This is a genomic window from Streptomyces violaceusniger Tu 4113 (assembly GCF_000147815.2).
GTDB classification, from domain to species: Bacteria; Actinomycetota; Actinomycetes; order Streptomycetales; family Streptomycetaceae; genus Streptomyces; species Streptomyces violaceusniger_A.
Map to the genome: position 1 here is coordinate 7350050 of NC_015957.1, position 13610 is coordinate 7363659.

The window sequence follows — 13610 nt, forward strand, 5'->3', positions numbered from 1 at the left end:
GACCGGTCGGTGCGGGCCCGGTCTACCGGTTCGCGGTTTCGCGAGAGGCGATCCGGTTCGTGCGACCGACCGCGCGGCCCACGGCGTTGCGCACCGCGAGGCCCGGCCGGGTGCGGGGCACCATGAGCCTGGAGAGCAGACCGACGCGTCGCTGCCGCGGGCCTACCTCACGGCGGAGCCGCGACTCGTAGGCGGCGAAGGCGCGGGCGTGATCACCGGGATGGGCGGCGAGCTCCTCTGCGAGGGCGTACGCGCCCGCCATCGCCATGCTGGACCCGTCGCCCAGCAGGGCTGTCGCCGCCGCCGCGTCCCCGAGCAGTACGACCCGTCCGCGGGACCACGAGGGCATCCGGATGGTGGTCAGGGGGTCGAAGAACGGAGCCGGGTGGTCGAGGAACGCCGCCACGAGTTCCGGTGCCCGCCACCGCACGTCGGCGTAGGTGTCGGCCACGGTCTGCTTGTGAAGGGCGATGTTCTTGCGGTCGTGGGGCGCTAGCTGTGCGGCCCGGAAGGTGAAGATCGCGAGCGGAGTGGTCCGCGAGGGGTGGAGGACCAGCATCCGGTTCGGCGCGGTCAGCATCGTCATCTCGGTCGGGTCCTCGATGGCGTCGGGTTCCAACGGGACGGTCGCGCCGTACAGGCCCAGGTCGCTCGCGAACTGCCGCTCGGGTCCGAATACCAGGCGCCGTACGGTGGAGTGCATCCCGTCGGCACCGACTATCAAGTCGAAGCGCCGTGGCGCGGACCGCCGGAAGGTGACGTCCACCCCGCCTTCATCCTGGTCGAGAGCGGTGACCGTGTCGTCGAACAAGAACTCGGCCTCGGTCTGCGCCGACCGGTGGAGCACCTCGGACAGGTCGGCTCGGGTCACCTCGACCGTCGGAGCCTTGTCCGAGGTGAGCGGGAGTTGCAGGATCCGCCTGCCGCCGGGGTCGAGCAGGGTCAGTGACCGATTGCGGGTGGCGAGCCCGCGGAGCTGCGGAAGGATGCCCATGCGGTCGGCGACCGGGATCGCGGGCCCCTTCACGACGATCGCGCTACCACCGGAGCGCAGCTGCCGGGCATGTTCGACGACCGTCGGCCGGTATCCATTCTGGGAGAGCCAGTATGCGAGTGCGGGCCCTGCGATTCCGGCACCGACTATCAGCACCTCGGGCTTCTTCATGACGATGACCTCGCGGAGTGTCGATGACCAGGTCCCCGGCGAGTGCCGGGCCGGGTCTCAGGGGGCGGCGGCACCGGGCAGCGCAACCGGGTCAAGGTACGATCAATTTCGTACCTCAGTGGAGCACATCCTTGAGGTACGATGCAAGTCGTACCTGAAGGGAGTGCCGCGTGGCCGGGATGAACCTGGTCGGCCCAGAGGCCGATGCGCTCGATCTGGGTGCGGTATTTCGCGCCCTCGCCGACGAGCACCGTCGTTCGGTGATGACGGAGTTGGCCGCCGACCGCAGCGACAGCGAGCGGGGCTGCAACTCGTTCAATCTTCCGATCTCGAAGCAGACGCAGACCCACCACTTCCGGGTCCTGCGCGAGGCAGGTCTCATTGACGAGATCGACTACGGCAACCGCAAGGGCATCCGACTACGACGCGCGGACATCGAGAAGAGATTCCCCGGGCTGCTCACGCTCCTGGGCGCAGAGTCCCCGGGCGGTACTGCTCCTCGCTGAACACAGCTGAGCACACTGGAAGGAGTCCGAGTCGGCCCTGAGCCGCGAGCTCGACCGGATCCAGCTCGCGCCCGGCTCGCAGGTAGCCGAGCACGACGCGGATACGAATGGATCGGTGTCGCTTCGACCACCGTCCCGCGCTCGTGATCGGCGCCGAGCTCTTCCGCACGCTCCCTCACGCCAACACCCACTGAGGTTTCCTCAACCTGCGTGCGGAGCAAGGCCACTGGGGGTGAGGGCGGGGTCCGGGCGTGGAGAAGCTCCTGTTAGACGGGTGCGTGTCGAGTCCGAGCCGTCCTGCCAGGAGCTTTCCACATGCTTGTCTACCCAGCCGGGGTCGATCTGTCCACCTCCGCTCTGCGCTTCCTCGCCCGTGAGTTGACCGCACGTCGTCTTGCGCAAGGGACACGATGGCGCCGGCTGGCCGCCGGACGGCAGGCGCTGCTCGTGCTGGCTCATCTACGATGCGGCCATACCTACGCCCAGCTCGCCGCCGGATTCGATGTGGGCACCACCACCGCCTACCGGTACATCGCCGAGGCCGTCGACATCCTGGCCGCTCTGGCTCCAACCCTCGCCGAGGCGGTGAGGACAGCCTCCGGCAAGGCGTTCGTGATCCTGGACGGCACGTTGCTGCCGATCGACCGGATCGCCGCCGACCGACCCTTCTACTCCGGGAAACATAAGAAGCACGGCATGAACGTGGAGGTGATCGCCGACCCGGCGGGACGGTTGCTGTGGGCCTCACCCGCGCTGCCGGGATCTGTCCACGACATCAAGGCCGCGCGAACCCACGGCATCATCGGTGCCCTGGCGGGGGCCGGGGTGGAATGCTGGGCCGACAAGGGCTACCGGGGCGCCGCCGGCACCGTGCGAGTTCCCTACTGGCACGTGTTTCAGAAGTGGATCTTGATGTGTCAAGATCCACTTCATGGGGAGGCACGATCTGACGAATGCGCAGTGGGCGAAGCTGGAGCCCCTGCTCCCGGCCGGAAAGAAGTCCGGACGGCCGCCGGTGCACACCAAGCGGCAGCTGATAGACGGCATACGCTGGCGCACCCGCGCCGGTGCTCCCTGGCGGGACGTGCCCGAGCGGTACGGCCCATGGGAAACGGTGTACGGACTGTTCCGGCGTTGGCAGCGGGACGGCACCTGGCACCGCATCTTCGAGCAACTGCAGGCCCGGGCCAGACGCCGAGGGACTGATCACCTGGGACATCTCGGTGGACTCGACCATCGCCCGCGCCCACCAGCATGCGGCGTGCGCCCGCAAAAAGGGGATCTGCAGATCGAGCCGCCAGGTGGTGTCTTCACCGAGCCCGACGACCACGGGCTCGGACGCTCCCGGGGCGGGCTGACCACCAAGCTCCACCTGGCGGTTGAGCAGGCCCAGAAGCCGATGTCGCTGGTGATCACGACCTGCGCAAGCGAGGTATCCGCTGCACGATCCCGGAGAAGCGTGACCAGATCGCCAACCGCCGGAAGCGCGGTTCCCATGGTGGCCGGCCCCCGAAGTTCGACAAGGCCGACTACAAGGAGCGCCACGCCGTGGAGTGCGGAATCAATCGCCTCAAGCGACACCGCGCCGTCGCCACGAGATACGACAAACTCGCCGTCCGCTACGAGGCGACCGTGCTGGTCGCAGCCATCAACGAATGGTTGTGACCAGCATTTTCGAAACACGGCCTAGGACACCAGGGCCATCTACAAGGGTATGGGCGCGGCTGCTCGGTGTCGAAAAGACCGTGATCGAGCGCGGGCAAGCACGGCGAGAGCGAGGCGACGCTGCGCCGGGTGCGGCATCTGTTCGTCAATCGCGCCAACATGCGCACGGCCTTGCGGAAGCTGGTGAACGCCACCTTCGCCGTCCGGGATGAGATGTGGTGGGGCACCGGCATCGCGGGCGCCTCCGACAGCCGCAAGTTCGGCGCCTGGTCCAGCAACCTGATGACCGAGTGGCACCAGCGCTACCGGGGCCCGGGCGTGATGATCTACTGGCACGTGGAGCGGAAATCGGTCTGCATCTACTCCCAGCTCAAGAGCTGTTCGGCCTCCGAGGTCGCCTCGATGATCGAGGGCGTGCTGCGGCACTGCACCGACATGGAGGTGGACCGGCAGTACACCGACACGCACGGCGCCTCCATCGTCGGGTTCGCCTTCGCGTACATGCTCGACTTCAAGCTGATGCCGAGGCTGAAGAACATCGGCTCGGCGAAGCTGTACCGGCCGGCGGCCGGGGAGGACGGCAACTGGCCGAACCTGGGCCCGGTGCTCTCCACCAAGACGATCGACTGGGATCTGATCGCCCAGCAGTACGACCAGATCGTGAAGTACACCACCGCCCTGCGCCTTGGCACCGCCGAGGCCGAGCAGGTCCTGCGCCGGTTCACCCGCGGAGGCCCTAAGCATCCGACGTACCGTGCGATCGAGGAACTCGGGCGGGCAGTGCGTACCTCGTTTGTCTGCGACTACCTCGCCGACGTCGAGATGCGCCGGGAGATCCACGAGGGGTTGCAGGTGGTGGAGAACTGGAACTCAGCGAACAAGGACCTCTTCTACGGTAAGTGCGGCGACCTGGCCGATGCGGACAAGGAGTCCCAGGAGGTCGGCATGCTCGCACTGCACCTGCTCCAGTCCGCGCTGGTGCACGTCAACACGCTGCTCATGCAGGAGGTCTGAGGTTCCCCCGCTGTACGGGGGTGGCTGACTAGCTGGTCAGGGAGGGTTGACGTGGTTTCAGGTTCACTTGTTCGGCCGTTGCCTGGCTGGCGTAATGCTTCTCCTCGTACTCGATCGGGCTGAGGTAGCCGAGCCGTTTCTGGATGCGGCGGGGGTTATAGAAGCCGTCGATGTACTCGAAGAGCGTGAGGTTCGCTTCGGCTCTGGTGGGGAAGACGCGGCCGCGGATGCACTCGGTCTTGATGACCATCCACAGGTTCTCCGCCAGGGCATTGTCGAACGAGTCGCCGACCGAGCCCATGGACGCCTGGATACCGGCCCTGACCAGGCGTGTCGTGAGCTTCACGGACGTGTACTGACAGCCGTGGTCGGCATGGTGAATGAGCTCACCGGGGGCGACTTCGCGGCTGGCCAGGGCATACTCCAGCGTGGTCAGGACCAGATCGGCGTCTGCGCGGGCGGAGGTTTCCCAGGCCACCACCCGGCGGGAGAACGCGTCGCGGATCGCGGACAGCCACAGCGGGCCCTCCTCCGTCGCGATCATGGTCAGGTCCGTGACCCACAGCCGGTTCGGCACGTTCGCGGTGAAGTCGCGTTGCACCAGGTCAGGGGCCGGTTCCGCGTCCGGGTCACGTCGGGTGAAGCCCTTGCCCCGCCGGGGACTGATCCCGGCCAGGCCGGCTTGGCGCATGAGCCGTTCAATGCGTTTGCGGCCGACGTGGATGCCTTCACGCCGGAGGACGGCGTGCACGCGGGGTGAGCCGTAGATCCCGCCGGAGTCGGCGTGGACCTGCCGGATCTTCCCGGTGAGCTCGGCGTCCTGGCGGCGTCGCTTGCATGGCTCCTTCTCGGCCTACTGGCGCCAGCGGTAGTAGGTGGAGGAGGGGATGGAAAGTTCCCGGAGTACGGGCTCGACCCCCAGGTGCGGGTGCGCATCGACGAGCGCGGTCACCTGGGCCGGGTCGGGTCGAGCTGGGCCGCGAAAAAAGCTGAGGCCGTCCGCAGGACCTCGTTCGCCCGCTTGAGCTGGGCATTCTCCTTCCGCAGAGCAGCCAGCTCCTCACGCTCGGCGGTGGTGAGAATGTCGCCTCGCTCACCGGCATCAGCCTCGGCCTGACGGATCCAGTTGCGCAGAGCCTCGTGATGCACCCCGAGTTCCTCTGCCATACGGCGGATGACGGGCTTCGGCTCGGCGGCGCGATACATGCGGACCGCGCGGTCACGCAACTCCAGCGGGTATTTCCTCGGGGCAGGCATCGTCTGGGCTCCTCTCGTGAGACCCATCTGACCCTCTGTCACCCCTCCCCGCATCTCGGGGGAACCTCAGTCCTGGCCGATGAGAGGTGGGCGGACAAGCTCACCGAAGCGGACCGCAGGGCGCTGTCACCGCTGTTCTGGACCCACGTGAATCCGTACGGCCGGTTCGAGCTGGACATGAACAGCCGCCTCGATCTGGACCTGTCCATCCGTGAGGCAGTGCCTGGCCCGCGCGCCCCGCAGGAGGAGGCAGCCGCATTGCCTGCGTGATACCCGGGCGCCGGGCGTGGTGAGAGGGGGTGAAGACGATGTTGCCCGGGGCGCTGAAGCGTCCCGGGCAACATGCGTGAGCGGCGGGTCTTCCGGGCCCGGTCTCCTATCTGACCCACGGGGCCAAAATAGCTGCGGCGCCCTGGGTGGCCCCTCGTCGGACCGCTACGGCCGCTCGCTCCAGGATCTCCTTGACGTGCTCGCCGAATTACGCGACTGAGGCGTCGGTTGTCAAACCCCGCACGAGGCACTCGCCACCACCCTGGGCGGGCGCTTGACGCTGGGCGTCCTGCTCAGCGTCGCAGGCGCTACGCCGTGGCCTGCGGAGTCAGCGATTCGGGGTGGAACTGCTCGACGCGGTCGCGCTTGGTGTACATGTTCCAGTAGTGCTCTGCAAGGTCGTCCGGGTCGACGACCGGGAATTGCGGACCGTCGGCCGACTCGAAGGCGGCCTGGGCCGCCGCGGACACCTCACTGCGGGCGATCAGTGACGCGATGGTCAGGGCGCCGACGTAGATCCCCGTGTCAGCCAGTTCGGCGTTGAGGGAGTACAGGTAATTACGGGTGGCGGACATCACCGGGCCCAGGCCGCTGAGGTGGGGCATCGGCTGCGCCGCCGAGAGGCCCTGAGCCAGCAGGAAAGCACCCTCGCCGCGCTCGGTCCACTCAGGCAGCACTGCCCGGACCACCTCGACCGGGGTGAACAGCAGCAGCGGGGTCAGGCCCTCCAGGGTGGCCGCGTCCAGCTCGGCGGCCGGGGTGAAGCCCTGGTCGCCGCTGATCGGCCCGTACTCGACCACGTCGATCCGACCGAAGCGGTCACGGATCGCCTCGACGAGAGCGGGCACCTCGGCGGGCTTGGCGAGATCGGCGGAGAACGCGACCGCCTCAATGCCTTCACCGGCGAGCACCTCGACGAGGGCGTCCAGCCGGTCCTTGCGGCGGGCCACCAGCGCGACCCGGAAACCTTCGCGCCCGAAGCGGCGGGCCACGGACACCCCCAGACCGGTACCGGCACCGAAAACGGCGATCACTTTGGACATAGGGCTACTCCTTGCCAGCGTTCTTGACCCCTGAGTCAACTTACTCGTCGACGGTAACATGCGACTTGACCCAGGGGTCAAGTTAGTCTGGTGGGGAATGCGACCATGGAGGCCGCAATGCCAGAGCCGGGAGGAACGACCTGATGCGGGCCGACGCGCAACGGAACGCGGAGAAACTGCGGGCAGCCGCCGCCGAGCTCTTCCAGGAGCGCGGCCTCAAGGTGCCCCTGAAAGAAATCGCCCGCCGGGCCGGCGTCAGCCACGGCACTCTCTACAACCTCTTCGGCACACGCGAGGCGCTCATCGACGAAGTGGTGGCCGGCCTGGCCGCGGACCGTCTCGGCGAAGCCGCCGAGCACGCCCTGTCCTTCGAGCAGGCCGGGGAGGGGTTCGCGTACTACATCGAGAAGGTCTGCGAACTGCAGGCCACCGATCCCGCGGTCGCCGACGTCGTCAGCGGACGCTATCCGGCTGCCGAGTGCCTGATGGCCATCTGCGGCCGGGCACAGGACGCCGCCACACGGATCATCGAGCGAGCCCAGCTGGCCGGCGCTATCCGCCCGGACTTCACCGGCGAGGACCTCCTGCTCTTCTTCGGCACCAACGCTCTGCTCGCTCGCGCAGTCGCGGACACTGCGCCGGACGCCTGGCGCCGCCAAGTCGCCTTCTTGCTTGACGGACTGAGTACGGAAACAGCGCAAGGGCCGCTTTCCGCCGCCCCCCTGACCCCGCAGCAGATGTACGACGTGATGGGCAGGCTCGCTGGCGCGCCGTAGCACGGTGCGGACGCCTCAGGGAGCGGAAGGACGTCTCATCCCATCCTGGTCCGTCTGCCGTTCCCGCTGTCCCGTCTCATTGGATCTTGCTTTCGCGGGGCCTTCTGACCAGCGAGGATGTACTTTGACGTGAGAGGGGACCACGCCCGTGTCTCATCTCATCGTGCCCGCGCCGAGCAGATGCCGACGGCTGTCTCACTTAATCTTGTCTGCTGGCCTGGAAGGATTGGCCGTGGAGGGTCGGCGCTCTGAGTGCTGATAGGTGATCTTCCTGGCTGTTGAACCAGCCGATAGGTTCACCTCCATGAGATCACCACAGGCGGACGTGCATCATTCGGCTTCGTCCTGGCGGCAGCCCTCTCCTCCGGCGGCCTCCGTCGAGCGCAGCATGCTGGTTGAAGAGATCGCCAAGCGCATCCTGGCTCTCGGTCAGGGCCGCCTGCTCGTGGGGATCGACGGCTTCACCGCTGCCGGGAAGACGAGCTTCGGACATGAACTGGCTGGGTGGATCAGTGCTGCGGGACGGCCGGTGCTCCGGGCGACTCTCGACGACTTCAAGAAGCCGTGGAGGGACCGGCACCTTTATGACCGGGAGTCTGGTGAGGGGTACTACCGCAACGCGTATGACTATGAGGCGGTCAAGCGTCTGCTGCTGGATCCCTGCCGGTCATCGGGAGCGACAGCCTGTGCGCTGTGCAGCATCGACCCGCTGACCCAGCGAGATCACTCATCTGAAGTGACGCCACTTGGGGCGGACGCGGTGCTGATCGTGGATGGTGTCTTCGCCTTCCGCCCCGAGATCAATGAGTACTGGGACTTCCGCGTCTGGTTGCAGGTGGATGCGGAACTGTCCGTTCAGCGGGGTGCCGAGCGCGACCAGGACTGGGCCGGAACTGAAGCAGAGTCGATCCACCGCAACAAGTATCTGGTTGCGGAGCGTATCTATCTTCAGGAAGTCGACCCGTTGCCGATGATGGACGTTGTCATCGACAACTCGGTGTTCGCGCGTCCGCAGGTCGTGACACCGTGACGTTGGCATGCTGTCGGGCTGGTGGGCGATTCAGCGAAAGTCACGCGGCGTGTTGGCTGTCTTGCGGTCGTCAGTTTGCTGCTTTGGGTGTGATGTAGCGGTAGATGGTGGCGGGTGCGGCTTTGAAGGTGCGGGCGATCTTTGGGACTGGGGTGCCGGAGTCGTAGAGCTGTTGTGCCTGTTCGATCTGCTCGGTGGTGAGTCGTGGCGGCCGTCCGCCGGTCTTGCCGCGAGAGCGGGCGGCGGCCAGGCCGTCGTTCGTGGCGGCGCGTACGAACTCGTGGTGCAGGGTGGCGAAGACGGACATCATGCCGACCCGGCGAGTGGGCCAGAACAGCCGGAACGGCTGGGCGGCCAGCCCCGTCACCTGCGGATCGAAGTCCAGCAACATCGCGTGGTGCCGTTCCAGGTGCGACTCCACCAGCAGCGGACCCCGCGTCGTCGCGGCCCAGTACTGCCGCGTCACCGACTTCTGCCCCGGATAGGCCCGCACCGTACGAACCGGCGGCAGCCGCCCGAACGGCTCCGCCCAGCACTCGGCCAGCCCGACCCGACGGCGTACACCATCAGCATCGACGTACTCGACCTCGAACCCCTCGGGCCCCTCCGGCAAGGCCACCCTGACACCCCCTCAACGCTGTACGGACACTGATCACGAGGGAGCCACATCAACAGCGGAGACAGCCAGGGAAACCGCCCCAAACCGTCAGACCGCACCCACGTCCGAAGCGGACGACGTCGAGCGCAACCCCGGTCTCGGGGAACATCGGTACAGCGGTTATCGGTGAGAACAATCATGGTCGTCTAGCACAGTGATCCACTTCGCCGCTGGGCTTCGGTGAAACGCCTCCGGGCCCGCTCCGGGGCTGGCTACGGTCCGGCTCGTGCCGGTGGAATTTTTGAGCGATGAGCAGGCCGAGGCGTACGGGACGTTCGCCGAGGAGCCGACCCGCCCCGAGCTGGAGCGGTTCTTCTTCCTGGACGACGTCGACCGGGACCTGATCGCCCTGCGGCGGACGGAGCATCACCGGCTCGGGTTCGCGCTCCAGATGTGCACGGTGCGCTACATCGGCCGGTTCCTCCCGGACGACCCGCTGGAGGCGCCGTGGCCGGTGGTCGAGCACCTGGCCGCGCAGCTCGGCATCGAGGACCCGTCGGTGGTGAAGCGGCGGTACACCGAGCGGCCGAAGACGGCGTACGAGCACGCGTGGGAGATCCGGGACGCCTACGAGTACCACGAGTACGACGATGCGGAGTGGTCCCGGCGGTTCCGCACCTTCCTGCACGGGCGGGCGTGGACGCACGCCGAGGGCCCGAAGGCGCTGTTCGACCACGCGGTGGGCTGGCTGCGCCGCAACCGGGTGCTGCTGGCGTCTCGGTGCTGGCCCGGCAGGTATCGGAGGTGCGGAAGGTCGCGGACAAGCCCACGGTCGCGGGTGCTGCCCGCCGCGCGGACCCGGCGCTGCCTGGTGATCTGGTGGCGACGCTGAAGACGCCGGAGGGCTCCAGGTTCTCCGAGCTGGAGCGGCTGCGGCGGCCGCCGACGCGGACGACGGGTACGGCGTTCGCCCGCGCGCTGGAGCGGGTGGACGAGATCGGCGCCTACCGGCTGGGGCGGCTGAGGCTGTCGCAGATCCCGCCGAACCGGATGGCCGTGCTGGCCCGGTACGCGCTGGGGTCGAAGGCGCCGCTGCCGGAGCGGGCGGCGGAGCCCAAGCGCACGGCCATGCTCACCGCGGTGATGCGACACCTGGAGGCGAAGGCGATCGACGAGGCCCTGGACCTGTTCCAAGTCCTGATAGCCACCCGCCTGCTGAACACGGCGAAGCGCAAGTCGGAGAAGGAACGGCTGTCGACGCTGCCGCAGTTGGAGAAGGCGTCGCGGGTGCTCGCGCGGGCGGCGAAGGTGCTGCTTCAGGAGCTGGAGCTGGTCGAGGAGCAGGAGGCGGCCCTGGACGTGGCCGCGCTGTGGGCGGCGGTGGAGGAGGTCGCCCCGCGCGCGGCCGTGATGACCGCGGCGGCCACCGTGGTGACCCTGGTGCCCGAGGACGAGAACTCGGCCGAGGTCGCCATGCGGGCCGCGCTCGCCAACCGGTACGCCACGGTGCGCCCGTTCCTCGCGTTGCTGGGCGAGTCGAAGGCGCTGGACGCGGCGAGCGCCGGGAAGCGGGTCCTGGCCGGGGTGCGCGGCCTTCCGGCGCTGGCGCGGCGGAAGGTGGGCGTCAAGCCGCTGCTGCCGCGCGAGGTGGACGACAAGCTCGTGCCGCCCGCGTGGCGCAAGGCGGTGTACGCCAACCCCGACCTGCCGCAGGGCGCGGTGGACCGGGACGCGTACGTGGTGTGCGTGCTGGAGCAGCTGCACCGGGCCCTGAACAACCGCGACGTCTTCGCCTCACCCTCGCACCGCTGGTCCAACCCGCGCGCCCGCCTCCTGGACGGGCCCGACTGGGACGCGGTCGAGGAAGACGTCCTGGCGGCCCTGAGCCTGGACATGCCCGTCACCGAGCACCTGGCGGAGCTGGTGCGCGGCCTGGACGCCGGATGGAAGCAGCTCGCCGAACGCCTGGAGGAAGCAGGGCCGGCGGCGAAGGTCTCCATCGAAGTGCAGGACGACGGGCGGGTGAAGCTGAACGTCGACAAGCTCGGCGCACTCGGCGAACCGAAATCCCTGACCTGGCTGCGCCAGCGGGTCGAGAAGATGCTCCCGAAGATCGACCTGCCGGACCTTTTGTTCGAGGTGAACGCCTGGACCGGGTTCCTCGACGCGTTCGTCCACCTCGGCGACGGCACCACCCGGATGAAATACCTGCCCACCTCGGTGGTCGCGCTGCTGGTGTCCGAGGCGTGCAACATCGGCCTGACTCCGGTGGTCAACCCCGGCTACGAGGCCCTGACCCGGGCCCGGCTCGTGCACGTCGACCAGTACTACCTGCGCGCCGACACCATCGCCGCCGCGAACGCGCGGCTCATCGCCGCCCAGGCCGACATCCCGATCGTGCAGTTCTGGGGTGACGGACTGCTCGCCTCCGTGGACGGGCTGCGCTTCCAGGTGCCGGTGCGCACCATCAACGCCGCCCCGTCGCCGAAGTACTTCGGGTTCAAGCGCGGCATCACCTGGCTCAACGCCGTCAACGACCAGGTCGCGGGCATCGGGCAGATGGTCGTCCCCGGCACCCCGCGCGACTCCCTGCACATCCTGGACGCCCTGCTGAACCTCGACGGCGGCGTGAAGCCGGAGATGGTGGCGACCGACAACGCCTCGTACTCCGACATGGTGTTCGGCCCGTTCAAGATCCTCGGCTACAACTTCAGCCCCCGGTTCCGCGACCTGGACGACCAGCGGTTCTGGCGGGCCACCATGCCCGGCATCGAGACCGGCACCTACGGCGTGGTGGAGGACCTGGCCCGCAACCGCGTGAACCTGAACAAGGTGATCACGCACTGGCCGGACATGCTGAAGGTCGCCGGTTCCCTGGTCACCAACCAGGTCCGCGCCTACGACCTGCTGCGCATGTTCGGTCGCGACGGCCGCCCGACCCCGCTCGGGGCGGCGTTCGCCGAGTACGGGCGGATCGCCAAGACCGAGCACCTGCTGCGCGTCGTCGACCCGGTCGACGACACCTACCGCCGTCAGATGAACCGGCAGCTCACCGTGCAGGAGTCCCGCCACAAACTGGCCCGCGACGTGTGCCACGGCAAGCGCGGCACCATCCACCAGGCGTACCGCGACGGCATGGAGGACCAGCTCGGCGCGCTCGGCCTGGTCCTCAACGCCATCGTGCTCTGGACGACGAAGTACATCGACACCGCCGTCGCCCAGCTCCACGCCGAGGGCCACGAGATCCGTGATGAGGACATCGCCCGCCTGTCCCCGCTCAAGCACCGCAACCTGAACCTGCTCGGCCGCTACAGCTTCACGGCCTCCACTCCGGCCGCCGGCGCCCTGCGCCCGCTGCGCGACCCTGACGCGCCGGAGCTGGACGAGGACGACGACGGGGGCGGGTCGGATTAGTCGTGGCCAACCAGGGCGGTGATGAGCTTGCGAGCCCTGACCTTGGGCAGCCGCTTCGCGGCCGTCGCGTACCGCTGCCGGGGAGCGCGGAGCGATGCCGCTGCCCTTGGTCACCTTGTCGAACCGGGCACCAAACCACGTCGCACCGGGTAAATCACAGGCTCAGGAGATGAGGAACTGCTGGAACTGGCTGGCGAACTCCCTCGGGTCCTTGCTCAGTGAAGCCTTGACCATTTCGGTGAACTCATCGACAACGACCTCGAACACCTCGGCCTCGACGCCATCGAGAGCGGCTCGCGCGACGTCCGCCGCGGTCATCTTCGGTACATCGAGGCCCTTGGTCATGTCGGTGTCGGCAGCCCCGAGGTGCACCGAGGTGAGACGGGTTCCCTGTCCGGCCAGTTCCTGGCGCAGCGCGTTGCCCATGCTCCACACGGCGGCCTTGGAGACTGCGTACGCGCTGGCCCCGGGGAAGACGAACCATGACGCGGACGAGGCGATGTTGAGGATCGCGCCTCCACCGTTGTCAGCCAGGACCGGCGCGAAGGACCGGATCAAGGACAAGGTGCCCCAGAAGTTCACGTCCATCGTGGCGCGGACGCTGTCGAGATCGCCGAGCAGGGTTCCACCCCCGATGCCGGCATTGTTGACCAGCAGGTCAACGTCACGAGCCTCGTGGGTGACGACTGCGACGGAATCGGGATCGGTGATGTCGAGGGCGAGAACCTCCACGCCGTCGAGATCGATGGACTCGGGCCGGCGGGCAGTTGCGTAGACCTTCGCGCCCCGCTCGGCGAGCTGGGCTGCGAGGTGGCGGCCGATGCCGCGGTTGGCTCCGGTGACGAGCGCGGTCGCTCCGTTGATGTTCATGC

Annotated in this window: 8 protein-coding genes and 5 pseudogenes; 7 read left to right on the plus strand and 6 right to left on the minus strand. The window is 68.0% G+C overall.

Annotation, left to right across the window (positions count from 1 at the left end):
• Positions 1 to 22: 22 nt before the first annotated feature.
• Complete coding sequence (locus tag STRVI_RS30080; RefSeq protein WP_014059367.1) at positions 23 to 1165, minus strand: FAD-dependent monooxygenase; 1143 nt, start codon at positions 1163 to 1165, stop codon at positions 23 to 25.
• Between the two features lie 170 nt (positions 1166 to 1335).
• Between STRVI_RS30080 and STRVI_RS30085 the strand changes: the two genes are divergently transcribed.
• From STRVI_RS30085 to STRVI_RS30095, 4 genes and pseudogenes are all read left to right on the plus strand, one after another.
• On the plus strand, positions 1336 to 1671 hold the full coding sequence (locus STRVI_RS30085) for an ArsR/SmtB family transcription factor (protein WP_014059368.1): 336 nt from the start codon (positions 1336 to 1338) through the stop codon (positions 1669 to 1671).
• A 315-nt stretch (positions 1672 to 1986) separates the two neighbouring features.
• Positions 1987 to 2556 (plus strand): annotated as a pseudogene (locus tag STRVI_RS48925) (transposase family protein); the annotation flags it as partial.
• Positions 2557 to 2602: 46 nt separating this feature from the next.
• Positions 2603 to 3031: pseudogene (locus tag STRVI_RS56140) on the plus strand (transposase); the annotation flags it as partial.
• Between the two features lie 416 nt (positions 3032 to 3447).
• Positions 3448 to 4350: pseudogene (locus tag STRVI_RS30095) on the plus strand (transposase); the annotation flags it as partial.
• A 28-nt stretch (positions 4351 to 4378) separates the two neighbouring features.
• Here the strand turns inward: STRVI_RS30095 and STRVI_RS30100 are convergent.
• From STRVI_RS30100 to STRVI_RS30115, 3 genes and pseudogenes are all read right to left on the minus strand, one after another.
• Positions 4379 to 5182, minus strand: a pseudogene (locus STRVI_RS30100) (IS3 family transposase); the annotation flags it as partial.
• A gap of 116 nt (positions 5183 to 5298) precedes the next feature.
• Positions 5299 to 5607, minus strand: coding sequence for a transposase (locus STRVI_RS30105; RefSeq protein ID WP_014043695.1), 309 nt, complete (start codon positions 5605 to 5607; stop codon positions 5299 to 5301).
• Between the two features lie 578 nt (positions 5608 to 6185).
• Positions 6186 to 6920 (minus strand): SDR family NAD(P)-dependent oxidoreductase, encoded by a 735-nt coding sequence (locus tag STRVI_RS30115; protein WP_014059370.1) that lies wholly within the window; start codon positions 6918 to 6920, stop codon positions 6186 to 6188.
• A 143-nt stretch (positions 6921 to 7063) separates the two neighbouring features.
• Between STRVI_RS30115 and STRVI_RS30120 the strand changes: the two genes are divergently transcribed.
• Both STRVI_RS30120 and STRVI_RS30125 read left to right on the plus strand, forming a co-directional pair.
• Positions 7064 to 7696, plus strand: a complete 633-nt coding sequence (locus STRVI_RS30120) for a TetR/AcrR family transcriptional regulator (RefSeq protein ID WP_014059371.1) — start codon at positions 7064 to 7066, stop codon at positions 7694 to 7696.
• Positions 7697 to 8000: 304 nt separating this feature from the next.
• Positions 8001 to 8726, plus strand: a complete 726-nt coding sequence (locus STRVI_RS30125) for a uridine kinase (RefSeq protein WP_043236764.1) — start codon at positions 8001 to 8003, stop codon at positions 8724 to 8726.
• Between the two features lie 70 nt (positions 8727 to 8796).
• On the opposite strand, the gene STRVI_RS55675 is transcribed toward STRVI_RS30125, so the two are convergent.
• Positions 8797 to 9345 (minus strand): helix-turn-helix domain-containing protein, encoded by a 549-nt coding sequence (locus tag STRVI_RS55675; protein WP_014059373.1) that lies wholly within the window; start codon positions 9343 to 9345, stop codon positions 8797 to 8799.
• A gap of 265 nt (positions 9346 to 9610) precedes the next feature.
• Between STRVI_RS55675 and STRVI_RS30135 the strand changes: the two are divergent.
• Positions 9611 to 12738 (plus strand): annotated as a pseudogene (locus STRVI_RS30135) (Tn3 family transposase).
• 162 nt (positions 12739 to 12900) lie between these two features.
• On the opposite strand, the gene STRVI_RS30140 reads toward STRVI_RS30135, so the two are convergent.
• Positions 12901 to 13608, minus strand: coding sequence for an SDR family oxidoreductase (locus STRVI_RS30140; RefSeq protein ID WP_014059374.1), 708 nt, complete (start codon positions 13606 to 13608; stop codon positions 12901 to 12903).
• Positions 13609 to 13610 lie beyond the last annotated feature (2 nt).